General features: G+C 28.6%; 24 protein-coding genes. 6 read left to right on the top strand and 18 right to left on the bottom strand.

Going from position 1 to position 23,621, the window contains the following annotated elements:
* Window positions 1-390 precede the first annotated feature (390 nt).
* The 3 genes from L1S47_RS18535 (at window position 391) to L1S47_RS18525 (ending at window position 3,442) form a co-directional block, all read left to right on the top strand.
* On the top strand, window positions 391-1,083 hold the full coding sequence (locus tag L1S47_RS18535) for a DUF1700 domain-containing protein (protein ID WP_238886050.1): 693 nt from the start codon (window positions 391-393) through the stop codon (window positions 1,081-1,083).
* An 11-nt stretch (window positions 1,084-1,094) separates the two neighbouring features.
* A complete protein-coding gene (locus L1S47_RS18530; RefSeq protein ID WP_202766147.1) occupies window positions 1,095-2,021 on the top strand; it encodes a DUF4097 family beta strand repeat-containing protein in 927 nt (308 codons plus the stop codon).
* Between the two features lie 143 nt (window positions 2,022-2,164).
* Window positions 2,165-3,442, top strand: coding sequence for an ectonucleotide pyrophosphatase/phosphodiesterase (locus L1S47_RS18525; protein WP_238886026.1), 1,278 nt, complete (start codon window positions 2,165-2,167; stop codon window positions 3,440-3,442).
* A 51-nt stretch (window positions 3,443-3,493) separates the two neighbouring features.
* Here the strand turns inward: L1S47_RS18525 and rluF are convergent, their stop codons facing one another.
* The 3 genes from rluF to L1S47_RS18510 are packed head-to-tail and all read right to left on the bottom strand — an operon-like array spanning window position 3,494 to window position 5,954.
* The gene (rluF, locus tag L1S47_RS18520; protein ID WP_238886024.1) at window positions 3,494-4,294 is read right to left on the bottom strand and encodes a 23S rRNA pseudouridine(2604) synthase RluF; all 801 of its coding nucleotides are present in this window, start codon (window positions 4,292-4,294) and stop codon (window positions 3,494-3,496) included.
* A complete protein-coding gene (locus L1S47_RS18515) occupies window positions 4,254-5,306 on the bottom strand; it encodes an anti-sigma factor domain-containing protein (protein ID WP_238886022.1) in 1,053 nt (350 codons plus the stop codon). The genes rluF and L1S47_RS18515 overlap by 41 nt, the downstream gene beginning before the upstream one ends.
* A gap of 36 nt (window positions 5,307-5,342) precedes the next feature.
* Complete coding sequence (locus L1S47_RS18510; protein ID WP_238886020.1) at window positions 5,343-5,954, bottom strand: class D sortase; 612 nt, start codon at window positions 5,952-5,954, stop codon at window positions 5,343-5,345.
* A 373-nt stretch (window positions 5,955-6,327) separates the two neighbouring features.
* On the opposite strand from L1S47_RS18510, the gene ispF reads away from it, so the two are divergent.
* Window positions 6,328-6,795 (top strand): 2-C-methyl-D-erythritol 2,4-cyclodiphosphate synthase, encoded by a 468-nt coding sequence (gene ispF, locus L1S47_RS18505; RefSeq protein ID WP_238886018.1) that lies wholly within the window; start codon window positions 6,328-6,330, stop codon window positions 6,793-6,795.
* A 45-nt stretch (window positions 6,796-6,840) separates the two neighbouring features.
* On the opposite strand, the gene L1S47_RS18500 is transcribed toward ispF, so the two are convergent.
* The gene (locus L1S47_RS18500; protein ID WP_238886016.1) at window positions 6,841-7,326 is read right to left on the bottom strand and encodes a hypothetical protein; all 486 of its coding nucleotides are present in this window, start codon (window positions 7,324-7,326) and stop codon (window positions 6,841-6,843) included.
* Window positions 7,327-7,613: 287 nt separating this feature from the next.
* Here L1S47_RS18500 and L1S47_RS18495 point away from each other — a divergent pair, with 287 nt between their 5' ends.
* Window positions 7,614-8,201: a flavin reductase family protein gene (locus L1S47_RS18495; protein ID WP_238886014.1), complete on the top strand. Its 588-nt coding sequence runs from the start codon at window positions 7,614-7,616 to the stop codon at window positions 8,199-8,201.
* 21 nt (window positions 8,202-8,222) lie between these two features.
* Here the strand turns inward: L1S47_RS18495 and L1S47_RS18490 are convergent, their stop codons facing one another.
* The gene (locus tag L1S47_RS18490) at window positions 8,223-8,663 is read right to left on the bottom strand and encodes a hypothetical protein (protein ID WP_238886002.1); all 441 of its coding nucleotides are present in this window, start codon (window positions 8,661-8,663) and stop codon (window positions 8,223-8,225) included.
* A gap of 153 nt (window positions 8,664-8,816) precedes the next feature.
* On the opposite strand from L1S47_RS18490, the gene L1S47_RS18485 reads away from it, so the two are divergent.
* On the top strand, window positions 8,817-9,803 hold the full coding sequence (locus tag L1S47_RS18485) for a Gfo/Idh/MocA family protein (RefSeq protein WP_238886000.1): 987 nt from the start codon (window positions 8,817-8,819) through the stop codon (window positions 9,801-9,803).
* A gap of 44 nt (window positions 9,804-9,847) precedes the next feature.
* Here the strand turns inward: L1S47_RS18485 and L1S47_RS18480 are convergent, their stop codons facing one another.
* From L1S47_RS18480 to L1S47_RS18420, 13 genes are all read right to left on the bottom strand, one after another.
* Window positions 9,848-10,639 (bottom strand): Cof-type HAD-IIB family hydrolase, encoded by a 792-nt coding sequence (locus L1S47_RS18480; protein ID WP_238885997.1) that lies wholly within the window; start codon window positions 10,637-10,639, stop codon window positions 9,848-9,850.
* A gap of 194 nt (window positions 10,640-10,833) precedes the next feature.
* Complete coding sequence (locus L1S47_RS18475) at window positions 10,834-12,099, bottom strand: Nramp family divalent metal transporter (RefSeq protein ID WP_238885995.1); 1,266 nt, start codon at window positions 12,097-12,099, stop codon at window positions 10,834-10,836.
* 85 nt (window positions 12,100-12,184) lie between these two features.
* Window positions 12,185-13,246, bottom strand: a complete 1,062-nt coding sequence (locus L1S47_RS18470) for an ADP-ribosylglycohydrolase family protein (protein WP_238885992.1) — start codon at window positions 13,244-13,246, stop codon at window positions 12,185-12,187.
* Window positions 13,247-13,259: 13 nt separating this feature from the next.
* Window positions 13,260-13,736: a Cys-tRNA(Pro) deacylase gene (ybaK, locus tag L1S47_RS18465; RefSeq protein WP_238885990.1), complete on the bottom strand. Its 477-nt coding sequence runs from the start codon at window positions 13,734-13,736 to the stop codon at window positions 13,260-13,262.
* Window positions 13,737-13,827: 91 nt separating this feature from the next.
* Window positions 13,828-14,241 (bottom strand): DUF3785 family protein, encoded by a 414-nt coding sequence (locus L1S47_RS18460; RefSeq protein ID WP_238885988.1) that lies wholly within the window; start codon window positions 14,239-14,241, stop codon window positions 13,828-13,830.
* Window positions 14,242-14,316: 75 nt separating this feature from the next.
* Complete coding sequence (locus L1S47_RS18455) at window positions 14,317-15,267, bottom strand: sensor domain-containing diguanylate cyclase (RefSeq protein ID WP_238885985.1); 951 nt, start codon at window positions 15,265-15,267, stop codon at window positions 14,317-14,319.
* Between the two features lie 157 nt (window positions 15,268-15,424).
* Entirely contained in the window at window positions 15,425-16,711 is a 1,287-nt protein-coding gene (locus L1S47_RS18450; RefSeq protein WP_238885983.1) for an ATP-binding protein, read from the bottom strand.
* 26 nt (window positions 16,712-16,737) lie between these two features.
* Window positions 16,738-17,568, bottom strand: coding sequence for an aldo/keto reductase (locus tag L1S47_RS18445; RefSeq protein ID WP_238885981.1), 831 nt, complete (start codon window positions 17,566-17,568; stop codon window positions 16,738-16,740).
* A 60-nt stretch (window positions 17,569-17,628) separates the two neighbouring features.
* Entirely contained in the window at window positions 17,629-20,064 is a 2,436-nt protein-coding gene (gene recQ, locus L1S47_RS18440) for a DNA helicase RecQ (RefSeq protein WP_275297878.1), read from the bottom strand.
* 99 nt (window positions 20,065-20,163) lie between these two features.
* Window positions 20,164-20,949: a nitroreductase family protein gene (locus L1S47_RS18435; protein WP_238885979.1), complete on the bottom strand. Its 786-nt coding sequence runs from the start codon at window positions 20,947-20,949 to the stop codon at window positions 20,164-20,166.
* A gap of 111 nt (window positions 20,950-21,060) precedes the next feature.
* Window positions 21,061-21,321: a late competence development ComFB family protein gene (locus tag L1S47_RS18430; RefSeq protein WP_202766130.1), complete on the bottom strand. Its 261-nt coding sequence runs from the start codon at window positions 21,319-21,321 to the stop codon at window positions 21,061-21,063.
* 67 nt (window positions 21,322-21,388) lie between these two features.
* Complete coding sequence (locus tag L1S47_RS18425; RefSeq protein WP_238885977.1) at window positions 21,389-22,042, bottom strand: HAD family phosphatase; 654 nt, start codon at window positions 22,040-22,042, stop codon at window positions 21,389-21,391.
* Window positions 22,043-22,187: 145 nt separating this feature from the next.
* Window positions 22,188-23,285 (bottom strand): glycosyltransferase, encoded by a 1,098-nt coding sequence (locus tag L1S47_RS18420; protein WP_238885975.1) that lies wholly within the window; start codon window positions 23,283-23,285, stop codon window positions 22,188-22,190.
* Window positions 23,286-23,621: the final 336 nt, after the last annotated feature.

Below are 23,621 nucleotides of genomic sequence, written 5' to 3'. Positions count from 1 at the left end.
TAACTCAAAAGATTACGTTGACTTAAGTTTATTTCTAAATCTTACTTCATTTCCTCTGTTTAATTTTCAAAGAACATAACATCACCTCTTGGCGACTTATTCATCTTAACATCATTTCAATCCTTTGTCAACACTTTAATATAATATAAATTTTCCTAGTAAGTTATGTGTATTTATATACACTATTTATTTCAGTAGTACACAATAAAACTTATACCCTCTAACTAGTGCTTAATTTTTTATAATCTTACTAGTGCTTAATTTTTTATAATCTTAACTTAAGAAATCTTAGTAGCTTCTTAAGTTTTCCTTAATATGCTTTCTAGCTTATTGAAAAGACTTAAACTACATCATACAATGCAAGTATAAACAAAAAGGAGGTATCGTTGCATGTTTAGAAAAGAATTTATTAACATTCTTATAAATGGTCTTATTGATTTACCTAAAGAGAAAAGAGATGAAATAATTTCAGAATATCAAGAGCATTTTGATATAGAACTAGCAAATGGTAAAACAGAACAAGCTATTATTAATGAACTAGGAAATCCCTATTCAATTATTGATAGATATTTAGGAAATACATCTGGCTCATATTCAAAAACAAATCAATCATATGAAACAAAAGATTATAATTACGTAATTGTTGAAAATAGTCAACCTAATAATGAAAGAACAAATTTCAATTCAGAATATAATAATTACAACGCTAACCCAATTAATACAAATAAAAAAGAAAAGTCAGTTTTTTTAATAATAATTTTACTAATTGGATTGTTAATTGTCTCTCCTGGATTATTTGGTGGCATCATAGCAATAATTGCAACTTTGTTTGCAGGAATAATAGGATCACTAGCATTAACTTTTGGTAGTATCTTTTTACTTTTCGGCAAACTCTTCAACAATGGACATTTACGAGATATTATGGGTCCAACGTTAGATCAAATACCATTTATCTCAACAATATTTTTCTTAATAGGTAATATTTCTTTAACAATTCTATCTATTATAATTGTAAGTCAACTATTTAAGTTCTCTTGGAAGCTTATTAAGAGGTTCTTTAAATGGCTGAAAACCCATCTATAGGAGGTGCTGATATGAGAAAAAAATTTAATTTATTTATTCTATCTATGATTCTAGTTTTAATATGTGTTGTAAGCTATACAGGAATGTTTGTAAGTTTATTGGCATCTAATATTAACTTAAGAGATCTTTCTAAAATTAGCTCAAATGTTGAAATTTTCTTTGATGGTAATTATAAATACAAATACAATATAAACTCTTCGGAATCTTATCCTCTTAATGATATAGACACTGTTAATTTGAAATTTTTAAGCGGAGCAATAAATTTTGAATATTGGGACAAAAATGAAATTTCTATCACTGCTAATGGTGATGTAAGATCAAGTTCTTCAATCGATGATATTAAAATAAAGAAAGAAATATCAGGCAAAAGCATTTCTTTCTCACTATTTAATTCAAATAACTCTTTTTTAGATTATATATTTTCTAAGGATTTATCAGTAACTGTTAAACTACCTAAAGGGTATAACAAAAATTTAAATATTACATCAACATCATCTAATATAACCATGGAAAATAATGATTTTTCCTCTCTTGATATTAAAGTTACATCAGGAGATATAAATATAACAAATTCTAAAATCAATTCACTTTCTATAGTTTCAACATCTGGAGATATGTTTCTAAATAACATAGCTTCTCAATCCAGTACTCTTAAGGATGTTTCAGGAGGCATTAGTGCAATTAACTTTTCTGGTGATATAGATTGTAAAACTGTTTCTGGTAATATAAATATAGATTACAGTAAGCTAAATCCTAACAATAAAATTAGTACAACTTCAGGAGATACCACATTGTCCATACCTTCCACAGAGACATTTAATCTGGAGCAATCATCTATTAGTGGAGATGTTCAAAACAACTTTACTTCCAGTGGCATTTCAAATAATAAAATAAAATTCAGTTCTACTTCTGGAAATCTAAACATAAGACAAAAGTAAGAACTATAGTTACTGAAAGGAAATGGATAATATCCATTTCCTTTTTTTATAAAGTTAACAATTCTATATACTATGCATACATATTTTGTATAACAATTTTGATATAATATATTTCTAAGAGATTTTTATAGAGGTGTATAACTATGAAGTCAAAATATTTATTATTGCTTTCTTTTGATGCCGTAGACAAAAGAGATTTTGAAATTCTTAAAACATTACCTAACTTCTCAAGCCTAATTAAATCCGGCTCCTATTCTAATAGTGTTGAAACAATTTATCCTTCTTTGACATATCCAGCGCACACATCAATCATTACCGGCAAGCTGCCTAAAAATCACGGTATTATAAATAATATATTAATTCAACCAAATAGATTTCTTTCTTCTGATTGGTTTTGGGAAAGAAAACATATAAAAGGAACTACCCTTTTTGATATTGCAAAAAGCAAAGGACTAAAAACAGCTGCACTACTTTGGCCAATAACAGGCAAAGCCGTTATAGACTACAACATTCCAGAAATATTTCCAAATAGACCTTGGCAAAATCAGATTATGGTATCCTTACTAAATGGCAGTAAGTTATTTCTATATAGTATGAATAAAAAATTTGGTCACTTAAGAAATGGCATTCTTCAACCAAATCTCGATAATTTCACACTGTCCTCATTAATATATTTATTAGAAACAAATACCCCAGAATTTATAGCAGTACATTTTACTGATGTAGATTCTCAAAGACACGATTACGGCTATTCTTCTAAAGAGGCTTATGATGCGCTAAAAAGACATGATGATAGATTAGGAAAAATTATCGATACATTAAAAAAACTTAATATTTTTGAAGAAACTACATTAGTAGCTTTAGGAGACCATAGTTTTCTTGATGCAAAGTATGTGGTGAAAATTAATAATCTGTTTTTAAAACACAATTTTTTAGAATTAAGTTCTAAGAATAAAATAAAGCATACAGTTGCCTATTGTAACTATTGTGATGGCTCAGCTTATATATATCTTAAAGATAAATCAAAACAAGAAGAAATATATAAATTATTAACTAACTTCTCTGATGAAAATAATAACTGTATTGAAAAAATATATTCAGGTAAAGAAGCTTCTGATTTAGGTGCTGACCCCGATTGCGATTTTATGTTAGAAGCAAAACAAGGCTATTACTTTGTTAATGATATTGATGGTGAAATAATTGAAGATGCTAAAGGTAAATATCATGTTGCAACTCATGGTTATTCTCCTAAAATTCAAGATTATCAAACCTTTTTCATAGTAAAAGGCCCAGATATTAGAGAAAATTACTCAATTGGGTTTATGAGCTTACTTTCTGAAGGACCTACCTTAGCAAAAATACTCGGAGGAGCTTTAGAAACTCCTGATGGAACTCTTTTAAACGATATATTTAGGCCTTAATATTAAAAAGGCTGGAGATTTGTTTAATCTCCAGCCTTTTTAATATCATAATTATTCTATTGCTTTCTTGGAATAAGAAATTAATTTATTAATTTCCTCAAGCTCGTCATCTTCTAAGTATCTCCATTCACCTATATTTAAACTTCCTAAATGAACATTCATAATTCTTATTCTTTCTAGCTTTTTCACCTCATAACCTAAAGCCTGGCACATTCTTCTTATCTGCCTATTTAGTCCTTGCGTAAGAATAATTCTAAAAACATAATTACTTTCCTTTTTAACAAAACACTTTTTTGTTACAGTACCTAGAATTCTAACTCCAGAGGACATTTTTTCTATAAAACCTTGAGTTATATTCTTATCGACAGTTACCAAATATTCTTTCTCATGATTGTTTCCTGCTCTTAGTATTTTATTTACTATGTCTCCATCATTAGTTAATAAGATTAATCCTTGTGAATCTTTATCTAGCCTTCCAATTGGAAATATTCTTTCCTTATGTCCTATAAAATCCACAATATTTCCTTTTATTTTATGTTCAGTAGTACAGGTTACTCCCACTGGTTTATTCAAGGCTAAGTAAATGAGTTTTCTACCTTTACTTATTATCTTATTTTCAATTTTCACTTCTTGTCCTGTGCTGACTTTTGTACCCATTACAGCTTTAACACCATCTACATATACTTTTCCAAGAGTAATTAACTTATCTGCCTCTCTTCTTGAACAGAAGCCTGAATCACTTATGTACTTATTTAATCTAACCTCTAATTTAGAATCTAGGTGCTTAATTATGTTCGATGAATTTTGGCTACTATTTTGTTGCTTCTTGGCCTTTATTTTGTCCGCCGTCATCTTGTGATTTTTCATTTACAACTGATTCCCTTCTATTTTTAAGTTCATATCCAGCATTATTAATTACAACATCTAATTTATTATCTGTAAAATATTTTTGACTTTTACTTAATTTTTCATACTCGATAGGCTCTCCATTAACGAATATAGTGATTGTATCATCTGGCACCATTTTCTTTTCCTTTGCCAATTTAAAAATATTAATAATTGCATTATCTATATTTTCATTCTGTATATCTCCTGTATCTAACAAGTCAGCACCTTTTTCAGTTGGCGAATAACAATATACAACTCTCCCTAAAGAATTAATCTCTAACTTTATTTGGGATGTAGTATTTATAACCAAAATAGAAGTTACTTTATTATATTTATACATAAATACAGAAACTCCTATTATTAGTAAGATTGCTGCAATGCCCAATTGTTTCCAATAACTTCTTATACTTTTTCTTTCTTTTCCTTTTATTTCGTCTCCTAACCTACATTCTTCCTGCAAACTAATTTTTTTAAATATACCATCGTAGGATAGAACTATTGCACTTTTTTTGTTTTTCTTAAGTACTATACCAGTAAAAACATTTAAACTAATATCCTTAGGTACCTCTTCTACCTGTTCTTTTATAATAACATTAAAATAGTCCTGAATTAATTTATAATTCGGATTTGATATTATGATTACATATGCAGTTATAAGTTCGTTCCATATCTCTAAAAATGTCCTTGAAGTTCCTAACTTTCTACATATCTTAGAGTATGGCAGTTCTCTTTTCTTTGCAAATGAATCATATAATTCTGGATCACCAGCAATATCATATGCAATATTTAATGCTGTATTTCTTATATGATTCTTTAAATTCATATTTGCTAAGGTTGTGAGTTTAACATTATATAAAGATAATTCCTTTACCAGCAAGAAAACCTGTTTACCTCTTACCTTATCATCTTCAATATTTATAACTCTCAGTTTTGGTTCTTTCGAGAATTTATACTTCTCTATATAAACTTCATTCATATTACCATTCACCTCTGATTAAAACATTCATCAAAATCATTCGCTAAGCACACCTTTGATAATTAATCTCTTTTTCGCACCCTCTGTACAAGTTACTAGAGTAATTGTTGCATCCTTTGTAGCATCTAATACTTTTACATCAGTAGGATCAACTACAAAGCTATCTGTTACCTTGTAATTAATCTCTTTTTCCTTTGTCTTTACAATTATATCATCGCCGATTTTAAGCTTGTCTAAATCCTTAAAGTATTCAGCATAGGTAAAATTTCTATGTCCGGCCAAAGCAAAGTTACCTTTTTCACCTGCCATTGCGGTATTAGGGAAGTGACCAATTGCATAATCAAGCACTTTGTCATCTACTCCTTCTCCTACAGCTACATCAAGATTTATTTTTTGAATTTTTAAAATTGCTATTGGAACAATATCTGATTTATTATTTACATCATTATTCGAATCAGTTATTTTTTTATTATCTTGATTCAATACTTGATTAAATGTATCCTTTAACTTTTGTTGTTCTTTGTATATTGTATACTTGGTATAAGCAACCCAAGAAAATATACCTATTCCTATGATTATTAGTAGAATCCCAACAAATTTTCTAATATTATTTTTCATAGCATCATCCCACTTCTTATCAAAAATCATATAATATATTATATCATAGACTTTCTTTATTTATATGAGTAAAATTTTTAACAAAGTTTTATAAATCTATAATATTTTATCTCTTTTATGTTATAATAAGAATATAAGAAAACGTATCCAAGAGGTGATTATTATGAAAGGTAAAGTTATCTACGTAGATTTTACACAAAAACATCAAAAATATACCTCTCGAAAACTAAGTTTATTTAAACGACTATTATACTTTATAAGGAGCAAATTCACACTAAGAAAATCAACCGAATCATCAATTAACACAACTCGATCATTTAAAAGAATTTTATAATTTCAATACACAGCCTTAATATTTTTTATAATATATGCTAAAATTATAAAAAATACTTGAGGTGATTATATGAGAGTTGGTATTGGATATGATGTCCATACTTTAGTAGAAAACAGAAGTTTAATATTAGGTGGAGTAAATATACCTTATGAAAAAGGGTTATTAGGTCATTCAGATGCAGATGTTCTTTTACACGCAATAATGGATTCATTACTTGGCGCTGCTGCTTTAGGTGATATTGGAAAACACTTTCCGGATAGTGATCCTCGATTCAAAGATGCTTCCTCTATTAAATTACTTAATCATGTTGGTAATTTATTAAAGGAAAAAGGTTATTCAATTAATAATATAGATGCTACAATAATAGCTCAAAGACCAAAATTATCTCCATTTATTAATGAAATGAGAGAAAATATAGCTTCAGCATTAAATATTACATTAGAGGATATTAATATTAAAGCAACCACAGAAGAAGGATTAGGTTTTACTGGTTCTGGTGAAGGTATATCCTCACAAAGTATTTGTTCAATAATATAGTGATATTTTTAAAGGGTTAAAAACATTTGTTTTTAACCCTTTATTTTACTCAATTATATCTAATTTCACATTTTCTATATCCTTTAAGCTTGAAGTTATTTGAAATTTTGCATTATCCCCTACAAGCTTTACTCTATATGGACCATTGGCGCCATCTATCTTACAACTAACATTTCCAGATGGATTCTCGCTTGTAAATATAATATTTTTATCTTTATCTATAACTATTAATTTTAGCTTCCCCTCTTGAATTTTAACTGAAAAATCAATTACATATTCCTTAGGAGAACTAAATGTAATTCTTGCAATTGTATTACTTCCGGAGAAATTAGATGCCTTAAATGAATAGTTATTATTTCTGCTTTTCTTAATTGAATTACTCATATAGTAGGTGTCTTCATCACTTACTATTTTGTCATTATTATAATATACTTTGTTTGCTTCCTCATTTATTTTTCCACAACCGTTTAAATTAATTATTAGCATACACCCACATGCTATTATGAGTACTATTTTTCTATAAATCTTCATCCTTTTTCCTCCTTTAAGAATACAATATTATTATATATTATTTTCCATTTATTGACTCTTAAAAAATTCTTAATATATTGTTATTTTTAACCGAAAACCAAAAATATCAAAATAATTTATTGAGTATATTTATATCTTTATCCGGTTCTCTTCCTTATTATTCTCAAAATAATCTTTCTTTATCATATATGTATGATATCAAACTAAACTCCTTTCTTTATCTTTACCAAAATGATATAATTATAGAGTTTTAACATAATAATATTCACCACAAAGGAGAGAATTTCATGCAAAAAAAAGATTTTAAAGGAAGTGTTTTTCTAAATCCAGTTCCTGTAGTTTTAATTACATCAAAAAGTAAAGATGGAAAAGTTAATGTTTTTACTGTGGGTTGGACTGGTACTATATGCACAAAACCACCTATGCTCTCCATTTCTGTTAGACCTGAAAGACTTTCCTATGAGTATATTAAAGAAACAATGGAGTTTACTGTTAACATACCTAATGCATCAATGACAAGAGCAGTTGATTATTGTGGAGTTAAGTCTGGAAAAAATGTTGATAAAATAAAAGAACTTGGATTTACATTAAAAGATGGAGATAATGTTGCTGTTCCATATATTGATGAATGCCCAATTAACATAGAATGTAAAGTTAAAGACATAATAGAATTAGGAACCCATCATATGTTTATTGCCGATGTCTTGGGCTCACACTTAGATGAATCCTTAATTGATAGTAACGGAAAAATTCATTTTGAAGAAGGAAACTTAATATCATATTGCCATGGTGAATATTATCCTCTTCCGAAGAAGTCCCTTGGTACCTTTGGATTTTCAGTTATGAAAAAGAAAAAGAAAAAAAGAGCAAAATAATATTTTGCTCTTTAGCTATTTCTAAGAAACTAATCTCTCAGCATATTCTTTTATTAACTTAATCTTATTTTCATAATCTACTACTGTAAAATCATACACACTTTTAATATTTCTAAAGAAATCAACAAAAGCTAGCATTCTTGAAAAAGATATATTAAAATTGTGAGCCAGTTCCTTTAAGAACACCTCTTCCTTATGCTCAAATTCTCCATCCACCAAAGCTAAACCAATCAATTCAAAAAAAACTATTTTCTTTATTCTATCTGTTGATGAGTTAAATACGTCTTTAATTTCTTCTAAACTTTGTTTTTCTATATCCTGATCCCTTAATGAAAGCTCATCTATGTATTCTTCTATAAGCTTTTCTTCTTCCTTAGCAAAAATTTCATCTAAATTAGCTAATTCTCTTACCAAATTAACAAAAGCTTTTGACTCTATTATATTTAGTTCATTTAAAAACATACAAACCCCTCCATTATTATCTAAATTCAAAATTAGTCTATATATAATTATAGTATCATGCTGGCAAATATAAGTAAAAACTTTTATTAAATATTTTTCATTTTATATTGTTATGATGTTATGATAAAATAATACAAAAAAGGAGGAATAAATATGGTTAGATTTGGTGTAGTGGGAACCAATTGGATTACGGAAGCTTTTATTAAAGGTGCTTCATTAAATAAAGATTTTAAGCTTACTGCGGTATATTCGAGAAACTATGAAAAAGGAAAAGAATTTGCTGATAAATATTCAGTTGATAACATATTTACTGATATTAATAAAATGGCTGCAAGCAATGTAATTGATGCTGTTTACATAGCTAGTCCCAATTCTCTTCATGCTCCTCAAGCAATAATATTTTTAAATAATAAAAAACATGTTATTTCTGAGAAAGCATTTGCTTCAAATGAAAAAGAAGCATTAGCAATGATAAATGCTGCAAATGAAAATAACGTTCTTCTTATGGAGGCAATGAAAATTACTCTTTTACCTGGCTTTGAAGCAATAAAAGCAAATCTTTCAAAGATTGGTACTGTAAGGAGATTTACTTTTTCCTATTGTCAATATTCATCAAGATATGATAAGTATAAACAAGGGGAGATATTAAATGCATTTGATCCAAAGTTTTCAAATGGTTCTTTGATGGATATAGGTGTATATTGTATTCATCCAATGATTCACCTATTTGGAACACCAAAAAATATTAAGGCAAGTGGACTAATTTTCCACAATGGAATTGATGGTGAGGGAAGTTTAATTGCTGAATATGATGGTATGGACGGTATATTAACATATTCAAAAATAAGTAATTCTTATATTCCTTCAGAGATTCAAGGCGAAAAAGGAAGTATATTAATTAATTCAATTACAACTCAAAAATCAATTAAAATTATCTACAACAATGGTGAAACAGAAGATATTTCTGTCCCTCAAATTGAAGATGATATGTATTATGAAGCTAATGAATTCATCAGTTTAATTAATGAGAACAAACTTGAATCCTCAATAAACTCTCATAACCGTTCATTAGAGGTTATACGAGTTACAGAAAACGTAAGAAAGCAAATTGGTTTGGTCTTTCCTGCAGATAATTTATAGTTTATGTAAAAAGGTCCAAGTAACTACTTGGACCTTTTTTTATACTAATAATTTATATTTAATATATCACTAATACATTCATGTACATGGTTAACATGATTATTTGCTCTACCTTTTACTATTTCTTCTGCATGATGGAATGTATAGCTATTATCAGTTATTTCAAACATTGACAAATCATTTAGCGAATCCCCAATTGCATATAGATCTCCAAAATCTTCGTCTACATTATCAATTATCTGTCTAAGTCCCATACCTTTGGAGCATCCTTTAGGTGCAATATCTAAGAAGAATTGATTTCTAAACACCTCTAAATGTTCCCCATATTTTTTTTGAAGCTTCTCACGAATTTGCTCTGCATCTTCTGCTGATTTGTTTTTGGGGAAAACACTAATTATTTGATATTTTCTATCTGCATCATCTACTTCTTCTCTGGTAATTATTTTTGATGCATATTCTCCAATATTAAATTCTTTCTCTTCTATATAATGCCCTTCTACTAAATATGTATCTTGTCCATCATCAAAGTATAAACACAAATCATCATTATCTAAGAATTCAGTTATCATTTCCAGAGCTACTTCACTTTTAATAAAGTTTCTGTATAAAATATTATGGTCACCATCCATAACTATTGATCCATTACATAAGACAAGATAGTCACACTCAACATCATATTTGTCGAAGATAAGTCTAAATCCATGATAAGTTCTACCTGTAGAAACAACAAATTTATGTCCCTTTTCCTTTAATCTCTTTATAGCAATAATATCTTCGTCACTAATTAATTGATTATTTACCAATGTTCCATCTAAATCACTTGCTAATATTTTCATCAATATCCTCCTAAGTACAACATCTTCACATATAAATTTTAAATCAAAGTTCATAGTTTCACAATCTCTAAAAATGAAAGTAGTAGTAAATTAATTATAGGTTTAAGTTCAACTAATAATTTATTCCTGCCTGATATTAAACAAGAATAAATTGAGTTTCCTATAAACCCTATTTACTACTACTAAAGAAATTCTTAGCTTATAGTGCTATATAAAAGCATAATATTTAAAATCGCAACCACTATTCCTATTGCTATTAACAAGAATTTTTCCATTCCCCTATTTTTATACTCTCCCATTACCTTTTGAGATGATGTAAGATATATTTGAGTAAATATTGTAATTGGTAATTGTATGCTTAATAACATTTGAGAATATACCAATCCTTTAAATGGGTCAGTAACAAAGAATATAATAATTGTAGCTAAAACAAGTGTTATTCCTACCCCTATTTTAGTATGCCTATCTTTAATATCATACGGTTCATTAAATATTCCTGAGAATATGCTTCCCCCAGCCATACCCGCTGTTACACTTGAAGATATTCCAGCAAATAATAGTGCTATAGCAAAAATTAATGCTGCAGAATTACCTAAAAGAGGTTGTAGCATAACATGTGCTTCACTTAATTCAGTAACTTGAACATTTCTTGCAAAAAATGTTACTGCTACCAAAATCATTGCACTATTAATTGCCCATCCTATAGTCATTGATACTAAGGTATCCATAAATTCATACTTTAGTTGTTTTTCCATAATATCTTTATCTTGAAGGTTCCATTGTTTACTCTGAATAATTTCCGAATGCAAATATAAATTGTGCGGCATTACAACTGCACCAAGCACACTCATTATTATAGGCATAGCATTCTGTGGAAAACTAGGAACGAACCAACCATGAACTGCTTCACCCCAGTTAACATTAACCATTACTACCTCAACTATAAAAGCTAATCCAATGAGTGAAACAAATCCAATTATTATCTTCTCTAATTTTTTATATGAACTTGAGAAGAGCATCCAGCAAACTACTATAAGTGTTAAAATTGCTCCAATCTTAATTGGAATACTAAACAGCATATTAAGTGCTATTGCTGCCCCTAAAATTTCTGCCATTGCGGTAGCTACTGAAGCAAAAACTGCTGTCCCTAATATGACTTTGGATAACTTTGAATTCATATATGCTGTCACTGCCTCAGAAAGGCATTTCCCAGTTACAATACCTAGATGTGCTGCATTGTGCTGTAATGATATTAACATTATTGTAGATAATGTTACCATCCATAATAATTTATATCCGTAAGTTGAACCTGCTGCTAGATTAGATGCCCAATTCCCTGGATCAATAAATCCAACAGTAACTAATAAACCAGGTCCAATATATTTCACAAAGTCCCTTGCCATCAATTGAGGTTTATGTCCTTCTTTTGATAAACTTAATTTGTTAAATAATCTATTCATAATTCGCCCCCTTAATTGATACCAATTATCATTTATATTATACTATTTTATAATAATTTCCCAATTAAGTACATACTTCTAAACATTATTTTCCTGGATATTTATTTCTCCATTTATCACTTTCTTCATAGCCTATATATAAATCTTCAGCCATTTCAGAAATCTGTTCGAATAATTCAATATTTTCTATATAATCATTTGGTATACCGCAAACTCCCAAATAAGCACCTAAAATATTGCCTGTAATCGCCCCTGTACTATCACTATCTCCGTTGTGGTTCACTGCAGTTATTATAGCTTTCTTATAATCATTTTGAAATCTAAGGGCACAATATACTGCAATTGATATAGCTTCCTCTGCAATCCAGCCTTCTCCAATTTCTCTAATAGCCTCATTACTAAGCTCATTTGAATCCACTAATTCCAAGGCTAATTGTATTTTTTCCACGCATTCCTCACTATTGGGGTATTTCTTTAATAAACTTAAACATTTAAGAACTGCTTCTTTCAAGTCTTCTCCTGATACAACTTGAGATATCAGCGCAGAGAAAAAACCTGCTGAAAGATAGCCTGAAGGATGCCCATGAGTTAAAGCTGCACATTTACATCCTATATCAAAAGCTTCTTCCATACCATATATTAATCCTACTGGTGCTACTCTCATAACTCCTCCACACCCTTTGCTACTATTAATTGGATTATCAATTATACCTATTTCTTCTTCTCTTAATGCACTTAAGCAAGTACTTCCTGGAGCTCTCAATTTGCTTAAAGACCAAACTTGAACAAGCCAACTATTATGTAAGATTCTATCTTTTATTTTAGGTAATCTTTCCTGTGTTGATAGCCATCTTAAATATGCATTATGCATAATTGTTGTGAAATCAATATCAGCTTCTGACTCTTCTTCTAAGTTTTCTCTTACTTTGTTTCTTAAGAGTCCCTCAGCAGTAAACAATGTCATTTGTGTATCATCTGTTATCTCTGCCTTCCCGAATGCTCCTAAAACTAAATCTTCTATACCATTTTCTCCAAACTTATCTTTAATTTCATCTATACCTAAAAACTCTATTGGCCATCCTAATGCATCTCCGATAGCACCTCCAAGTAAGCACCCTTTAAAATTTTCTAATTTTCTCTTACTCAACTAATACCACCCCTTACACATTTTTAGTCAAATCTTCTAAACTACCTTCGACTATTAGCAATAAATCACTAACTAACAGTTCTATTTGAAGCCCTATTTTTCCTCCACTAACTATTATATAGTCAATCTCACTTGCTGATTCATCTATAAATGTTTTGTATTTTTTCTTTTGGCCTATAGGTGAACACCCTCCACGTATATATCCCGTGTATTTATTTATATCTTTTACTGCAATCATATCAATTTTTTTCTCTCCAGCAATAATTGCAGCTTTTTTTAAATCTAATTCCTTTTCAACGGGGATAACAAATACATATATTTCTTTTGAAGTTCCCTGAGTTACTAAAGTTTTATATACTTGAATAGGATCTCTTCCTATCTTTTTTGCTACTTCAACACCATCTATCTTATTATCTTTATATTCATAACTAAATACACTATATTTTATTTTATGTGAATCTAATATTCTCATTGCATTTGTTTTACTCATAATTGTCCCCCGCTAATTATAATATATTTATATTATAGCGTATTATTGGGTAAAAGAAAAAACCACCCAAAGGCAGTTTTTATTTATTAATTTACATATCGCATTGTTCTACTTCTATTGTACAGTCTCCACAATTCTTGCATATTATTACACTAACCATGAAGCTATCATCGAATTTTCCTAATCTAAGTAATCTTCCAAATGAATTAGGCTCATAATCTTTTGATATACTACTGCTTACATATTCTCCTTTTTTAGTGAATACATAAAAGTGATATTCTAAGTATTCGTAGTATTTCTCTTGATCATCTTTATTTCCTTGGCATTTTGAACATGATTCAAGATAATACCCCTTATCAAAATTTACTTCTTCTGCTTCGTCTATTAATTTAAAAATATCTTGCAAATTAAAATTATTGATTGTTTTTTCTTCATCTATAAAAAAATATTCACAATTATCTTCTTTAATTTCATAATTTTTGCCTTCGTATGCGAATTTATACATATTGCTTTCACCTCAAGATTATTATACAATTAACAAACTTTAATTATCAATAAATATTTTAACCTAAAAACTAGATTATATTGCTTTCTTATTATTCTTAATAACATACATGTTCTTGTCTGCTTTTCTAAATAGAGCATCCATATCTCCTAAAGAACTCTCAGTATATGCATAACCTATTGACATATTCATATTTACTTCTTGCTCATGATGATAATTTAATTCGTTGTTTATCTTTTCTATAATTTCTTTTATAAAATTTTGAGATTTCCTTACAATAAGTAACGCAAATTCATCTCCACCAATACGAGATACAATTATATTTTTTGATGAAAATTTATTCAATATATTTGCTGTTTCCTTAATTAAATTATCTCCTTCCATATGTCCGTGGGTATCATTTGTAATCTTCAAGTTATCTAAATCACACACAATAATGGCAGCTCTCGTATTTATATCTCTATTATATTTTTCGCAAGCTCTTAAGAAAAATTCCTTGTTGTACAATCCCGTAAAAGAATCATGACATATTTTATATTCCAAACTTTCTTGAAATTTAATTTTATCGTCTATGTTTCTTATTATACCTTGTATTGCAACTAATTGTCCTTTTCTATATATCGGAGTTGCATATTCTTCGAACCATATATATTTACCTTTATCATTTCTCCATCTTTGAACTATAGGTTTATCAAAGTTAATTTCACCACTAATTTTTTTATGTATAGTTTCTATATCATCAGGGTGTATTAATTGTAATGGAATACTAGAATCTGAATAGCAGCTCTTAACTAAATTTTTTCCCAAAATTTTTTCAATTGATGGGCTTAAATATGTAAACTTACCTTCAGGTTTTATTTGATAACAATATATAATATCTTTTGACATTTGTACTAATTTTAAAATTCTCTTTTGTTGATTAATAATTCTCTTAAGTTTTTTATTGCGTTTAGAATTTACCACCATATAATATAAAATTATAAGAGAAGCCCCTGTAGCGCAACCATACAAAAAAAACTCAACCATTCCCTCACCCCATAGAAACTTGATTTAAATATAAATAAATCAGTATATCCTTATCATTATTCAACGTTTACACATAAATTCCTTCTTTTGTAAAAAATTTGACAATGTTTTAATTTAAGCCCTATTAATTTTTTATTTTATTAATAACCAGCATATACTACTTATCCACTATTTCCCCTTCTAGCCAGTCTACAAATTGTTTTGCTGTTCTTGGAGATCTTCCATTATAACTCATTTCCCATTGTACTGCCTTTCGATGAAGTTCATCTTTTGGTATTAATATTTTTCTTTCTTCAGCCATTTCTTCTACAATTTCCAAATACTCTTTTTGATTTGGAGCTATAAAAGTTACTGTTATACCAAATCTATCTGCTAAAGAAAGTTTCTCTTCCATTGAATCAATCGCATGAATTTCCTCATCTCCACCGTGAGTCATACCTGCTCTGTCACTAAACTTTTCTTTAATTAGATGTCTTCTATTTGATGTTGCATAAATTATAACATTTTTAGGTTTGCTCTCTAGTCCACCTTCAAGAACTGCTTTTAAAGCAGTATATGTTTCCTCACTATCCTCAAAAGCTAAATCATCAATAAACAATATAAACTTCTGTGGCAACTCCTTTAGTTTTTTTATTAGCTTAGGAAAAGTATGCAAATAAGGCTTAGGTATTTCAATAATTCTAAGACCTGAATTATAGTATTCATTTAATAATGCTTTTACGGTTGAAGATTTTCCTGTCCCTCTACTTCCATAAAGAAGAATATTATTTGCAGGCAACCCTTTTATAAACGCTATTGTATTATCAACAACTATTTTTCTTTCTCTATTATATTTAATTAAATTATCTAATCTTATTGGATCTAATGAAACCACACCTTGAAGCTCATTATCTTCCCAAACAAAACCCTTGAATTTTCCAAAGACCCCTACTCCATTTTCTCTATGAAAATTTGCAACATCCTTAACTAAGCTTCCCCAATTATTATCTTCGAAAAATTTCTTAAATATCTCTTTATAAGTTACATCACCTTTATCACACGAATCTCCATCCCAGCATGAATATTCATATTTTTCTTCACTAAATATTTCTTTAACATCTAAATATGAAAATTCAGATATTTTCCCTAAAATATTTAAATCCTTAGCAGCTGCTTCTAGTATATGTCTATCTATATTAGTATAATCTGTCTTCTGGGCAATTCTACTAAAAGTATTCTCACTGAATAGTATACTCATTACTATATATTCTTTTAATGATTTACCATGACTTTTTTCCATTAATTCATAGTAAAAATCATTATACATTGATATACAATCAACAAAATCAATATTTTCTCTTTTATAACTACAAACCAATTTAAATAATTTTTTTACCACTGAATCTTCAAGCAACCCTCTATAAATACTTAATGATTCAAATAACTTTCTATAATCTTTATACATAATAGCCCCCGATTTTTTAAATTTATTTAAAATGGAGTTTTATCTGGATCTACTCCTCTTCTTACCCCAGTATTTAATTTATCTATAAACTCTATATCCTCATTTGAGACAGCGAAATCAAATATATTTAGATTACTCTGTATATGCTCTTTATTGGTTGATTTCGGTAACGGAATATACCCTTTTTCCAAGTGCCATCTTAATACTAACTGTGCAACTGATTTATTATACTTACTTGCTAAGACTTTAAGCCTTTCATCATTAATAGTTTCTCCATGTGCAAATGGATAATAGGCCTCTATTTTAATATCATACTTTTTACAAAATGCAATTATGTCTATTGGCTGGAAAGTTGGATGTAGTTCCACTTGATTAATAGCCGGCACAATATTTGCATTCTTAAGTAGTTCCTCTAAATGATGAACTTTAAAATTACTTACTCCTATTGATTTAATAACTTTTTCATCATATAATCTTTCAAGTGCCTTCCAGGTATTTTTATTTACTTCATAAGCTCTTGGCCAATGCAGTAAGTATAAATCTAAATAATCTAACTTTAATTTATTCATAGTTTTTTCAAATGCTTTTAGTGCTTCATCGTACCCAAAGTCAGAAACCCATAACTTACTAGTTATAAATATCTCTTCCCTTTTTAAGCCACTTTCTTTAACAGCTACACCAACACTTGCTTCATTTTCATAAACAGCTGCTGTATCTACATGTCTGTACCTAAAATCCAATGCCTCTCTTACTGCTTCTAGTGTTTGAATTCCATCCGGAATTTTAAATGTTCCAAATCCGATCTGCGGAATAATTACGTCATTATTTAATTTTACTCTTTCATTTTCTACTGACATATCTAACACCTCCATAATTCTCACAACTAAAAATAACTATAAAATGCAACCTTAATATAATTATACCACTATATATTTTTTTAATATTACTGCTCTTATAGCTTCGTATTTTATTTCATTAGGCAAGTGTTTTTTTAATTGAATTATAGACTTATATCCTAATTTGTCACAGGCATCTATTATTAACTTTTCTTCTCCTTCCTTAATAAATTTATCTAATTCTAGACCTACTTCAAATTTATTACCTGCCAAAATAAAATCAGTAACGTATCCAAGTATAGTTGAAATTGAGACTTCTAATTCCTTAGAAATATCCTCTATTTCTTTTCCTTCCTTAAGAAAGTCTACTGCCATTTCTTCTATTTTTCTTTCTTCTCCATCTATTATTGTCTTTTTACTACCTTTATCATACCACTCTACTTCCAACTTCTTCTCTGCAACATAATTGTTAACCAAAGCAATTATTTTCTCACCATATAACTCCAATTTTTTGTTTCCAATTCCACCTATATCTTTTAACTTTTCTAATGTATTAGGATATCTCCCGCTTATTTCTTTCAGTGTATTTCTTGATAAGATATATTGAGGTAATTGTCCTTCCTTTTCTGCTAAAGTACCTCTAAGCTTCACTAACTCCAAGTATAACTCTTCGTCAGTTGATATTTCTAAAACTTTCTTTTCTTTGTCATTGCCATCCGGACTCTTAGCTGTTTCTTTTACATAATCCAAAATTTCTTTTATAAACTTCTCTCCATATCTATCATATTTAACTTCTCCCACTCCAGAAATATTAAGCATTTCCTCTTTTGTCTTTGGAATTTTAACACTCATCTCTTTTAAAGTTTCATCACCAAAAACTAAGTATGGGGGTATTTTATTCTCTTGTGCTATTAATCTTCTTAATAATTTTAGCTTATCAAGCAAATTATCATTAATCATTGCTTTTGCTTTGATTTTTACCTCTTTAAAGGTTACATTGTCAGTTCCTTTTAGTACCCTAAATGATTTATCATTTAACTTTATAACTGGGTATGTACCCTCAACAGAATCAATAAATCCATGGGAGATAAGAGTATTAATAAAATTTTTCAACTCATCTTTAGAATAGTTTTTCATAATTCCATAAGTAGATAGCTTATTAAATTCTAAATCTAAAATCTTTTTATTATTAGATCCTCTTAGTACATCAATTATTACAGTTGCTCCAAAACTTCTTCTCATTCTATATATACAGGACAACACTTTCTGTGCATCTAGTGTCTTATCTATTAATTCTCCTAAATTATTGCAATTACTACACTTACCACAATCACCTAAATAGTTCTCTCCAAAGTAATTTAATATATATTTCCTATAACAGCTATTGCTATGCACTAAATCAACAATACTTTGAAGCATTTTATATTGCAATGACTTTCTTTGTGGATTTTCAGTACTCATCTCTATTAAATACTTTTGTGTATGTACATCTCCTGGAGTAAATAGCATTACACATTCACTTTCAAGTCCATCTCTTCCCGCTCTTCCGATTTCTTGGTAATATCCTTCTATATTTTTAGGCATATTATAATGAATTACATATCTAATATTGGGTTTATCTATTCCCATCCCAAAAGCATTAGTTGCTACCATTATATCTGTCTTGTCATAAATAAACTTTTCTTGATTTTCCGCTCTCTCTACATCACTCATACCAGCATGATACCTACCAGCATTAAAGCCATTCACTAATAATAATTCAAATATTGAATCCACTTCTTTTCTTGTTGCTGCATATATAATACCAGATACATCCTGGTTAGCTTTTAAATATTCAAGTAAATATTTGTTTTTTGGTGCAGCTTTTACTATATCTATCTTTAAATTTTCTCTATCAAACCCCGATATAAATATTTCAGGATTATTTAACCTTAACAATTTTATTATATCTTCTCTTACTTCCTCAGTAGCTGTAGCAGTAAATGAAGTTACTACAGGTCTTCTTTGAAGCATATCTATAAATGAGGATATTCTTCTATAACTGCTTCTAAAATCATGTCCCCATTGAGATACGCAATGTGCTTCATCAATTGCAATTTGAGAAATATTTTTCTGTGAAATTACTGAAATAAACTCATATGATTCAAGTCTTTCAGGTGCTACATAAATTATCTTATACTCATCATTTTTTACTTCTTCAATTGCTTTATTAAATTCCTTTGAACTTAAGGAACTATTTATATATAAGGCATTAATTCCATTTTCTTTTAGTGAATCCACCTGATCCTTCATTAGAGAAATTAATGGAGATATAACAATTGTAATTCCCTCAAGCAAAAGGACAGGAACTTGATAGCATATTGATTTCCCTCCACCTGTAGGCATTATAGATACAACATCATTTCCTTCTATTATTGTGTTTACTATTTCGAGCTGTCCTTTTCTAAAACTTTTATAACCAAAATACTTTTCTAATACATCTAATGCTTTTACCAAAATCTGCTTCACCTCAAACATAATTACTCTATTAAATAATTATAGACTAATTTCATAAAATAGTTGTTCTAAAAAGAAAAAAATCACATGACAAAATCATATGATTTTCTATACTTATTCTTATAACATAACCGAAGTTATGTATTTTAAATTCTTTTTATCTTCAAGCTTTTGATTTTTAATCTCAAAAGTTATATTTCTTTCTTTGCATCCTAGTTCTAAATGCTTTAACGCAATTCCTGAATCTAGTTCACTAAAATGACTTAACCCCTTAGTTAATATATTCCCTTTGTTAGCATACAAATCTATACTATTTTCATTTACATATAGCCTCCAAGGTTGCAAATTGATAGCTGAAGGAGCAACTCTAACTAAATTAAATATCTCTTTAAATTTCTCCTCATAGTTTCCAATAATTATATCCTCTAAAGCTTTTCTTTTAAAGTTTTCAATTTCTTTTATTTCTAACTCTGGCTCATTTGCTGGATATCCAAAAGCCACTACGATAATTGGTTTTTGATTACTTGGAATTTCCATTATATCTTTTAACAACTCTTTTTTAATGGATCCTCCTATATAGCATGTCCCAATCCCTCTATCTGCCAATTCTAAAACTAATTGTTCTAGTGTATATCCTATATTCTCGAGGTAGCCTTCTTTCTCTTCAGAAGTAATTACCATATAATGAGGAGCTTCAATCTTTCCATAACTCCCAATTATGCCCTTACTTATTTCTTGTATCTTTATACCTTCTTTAATTAATGTGATTTTCATTTGTATATCTGAATATAGACTTTGAACATTGTTTACTAAATTTTCTACTTCTCCAAAGTCGCTTTGAGAAATGTTATAAGGTACGTATTTTCTTATTGATTTTCTTTTATAAATAGCTTCAATAATATTCATAATATCACTCCAAAATATAAGTATCAGTTATATTTTATACCTATTATCTTGAATAATCTATACTATTGTATGTATTATAAAAAAATTATCAAAGTATTAATATCTTAGGCATTAATGTTTTGGATTTTTTAGTACCATTTCCGTTGCACTAACCAATTGATTTATAACATCAATTCTAAACTGATTTTCTAGTTCCTTCATTTTAGAATATACCATTCCTTCACTTGTAACTGCATACAATGGCTTCAAGTTGTTAAGTGCAATTGCCTTAATATCCTGGATACACTTTTCACATTTACACATCTCTTTATAATCGTTTAAAACTATTGTTATTACATTATTAACTATATCTTCCATACAATTTCTAATCATTACTTATCCCTCTCCTGAAGTAATTTAAGCAATGTCATTATATCACATTTTATTTACTTATTGTTTTTTATATCAAATCCAATTCTTTAATATCTATTAAGCTCTCTAAAATTGAAGAGGCAAGATGTCTATTTTCATTTGAAATTTCTATTAAATCTGGGATAACTAAACACTTGATATTTCCAGCATTGGCAGCTAAAAGTCCTCTTTCAGAATCCTCTAATACTAGTGCATTTTCAGGAGCAACATTAAGCTTACTACAGGCCTTTAAAAATATTTCAGGATCTGGTTTTCCTTTCGTAACTTCATCTCCACAGACAATAGTATCAAATCTATCTAAAACTCCTGCTTTTGAAATTAATTTTGTTGCTTTCACTCTACCACTTGAAGTAGCTACAGCCTTTTTAATCTTTTTCTCATCTAAATAGTCTAATATTTCTAAAAGTCCTTTTTTAATTTCAAAGCCCTCATTATCTAATATATTCTCCAATTTTTCTTTTTGAAATTTATTAACTTCATCGAACGGAAACTCGTCGCCATAAGCCTTTCTAAACACATTCCCAATAGAATTTACATTCATTCCAATGAATCCAAATAAAAAGTCTTTATCCAATTCATACCCATATGCTTGTCCAGCTTCATACCAGGCTCTCGCTGATATTATCTCTGTATCAAACATCAAACCATCCATATCAAATATAATTAATTCAGTATTATTCATTCTATCACTCTCACTTTTTCTGTAATCTCTTGTGTTACTAAATTATATCATTGTTTATTATTTTATTTTTTCTTTTTTTGAAAAGTAATCTAAATAAAATTAGTGAATCAACAAAATTGATTCACTAATTATGATTTATTTATCACTATCCTACTGATAGTGTTTTAACTAAAGCCAGTGTATTTTCTAAAGATACATTTTGGCTTAACTTTTCTATATTTACTCTCATTCTATTTAACTTTTCTTTATCTCTTACCAAACTGGTAATTATCTCATCTATTTCATCTATATCTGGACAGATGGCTATATTTTCACTTAATAAATATCTTGCATTCTCCTCTTCTTGTCCTGGTATATAGTATGGTATTATAAGCGGTAATTTTTTAGTTAAGGCTTCTGTAACAGTTATTCCTCCCGGCTTAGTAATTATAACATCAGAAATATCCATTAAATCTGGAATATTATTTGTATATCCTAATACAACTAATTCTTTATCTAGTGGTACACTAGAATATATACTTTCTAGCTGATTTTTTAAAACTTCATTATTTCCGCATACAGCTATTACTCTTAGAGGTACTGATGCTAACATCAACCTTTTCAATGCTTTCTTCATGGATTTTAATCCCATGCTTCCCCCCATTAGAAGTATTGTGAATAAATCATCATTTTTATGATTTGCAGTTGTCTTTAAAAAGTCTCTTTTTACCGGAATTCCAAAGGTATGTATCTTTTTCTCTTCTACTCCATTATAAACTAAGCTTTCTTTAGTATATTCGCTGCCAACCACATATGCATCAACATTTTCTTCCACATATGCTCTATGAGCCTTATAATCTGTAACAACTGATATAAATGGGACATTTATAGAACCATCATTTTTTAAAGATGCTACAACACTAACCAATAATGGATGAGTAGAAATTATTAGATTAGGCTTATATTCTTCAATTATTTTTAAAATATCTTCTTTAGTACATTTCTCTATCAACTTATTAATACCATGACTAGTTAGTTTATGATTAGAAACTTTATATAATAATCCAAATAAGCTTGGAGTTTTTGTTGCTAAAATCTCATACCCTCCAGTCATAAACTTGTCTAATTTATCTCCAGTTACTCTAAACGATTCAATACAGTTAACATCATTTCCTTGTAACTCTAATTCTTTTTTCAACGAATAAGCAACCGAATTATGCCCTTGGCCTGTAGCTGCTGTCAAAATTAGAATTCTTTTATTCATTACTACCACTACTCCTTATTATTTCTTGAGTATCCAACTTTCATTGAGTTTATATTCAAATTACTTATATAAAAATTATTCTTATCTATATATTACCTAAATAAAAGTATAAACCTAGCTACTTAATAAAAACTTAAAAAAATCTAAACAAATTCTGAACAATTTATAAATTAATCTTATTATCCATTATTTACCATATTGACTAATTTAAATCATAGCTGTACCCCTTGTATATATATTTTATCTATGAACCTTTATGGATATTCTCCATAAAATGGCCATATAGGAAATAATAAAAATCATATTTATACCTTTACAGGGTTGTTTATTCCTTAA

This window comes from Clostridium sp. YIM B02551 (assembly GCF_022324735.1).
In the GTDB taxonomy this organism is placed as follows: Bacteria; Bacillota; Clostridia; order Clostridiales; family Clostridiaceae; genus Clostridium_T; species Clostridium_T paridis.
The sequence above is the reverse complement of the archived record's forward strand: the minus strand, read 5'-3'. Positions and strand labels throughout refer to the sequence as shown.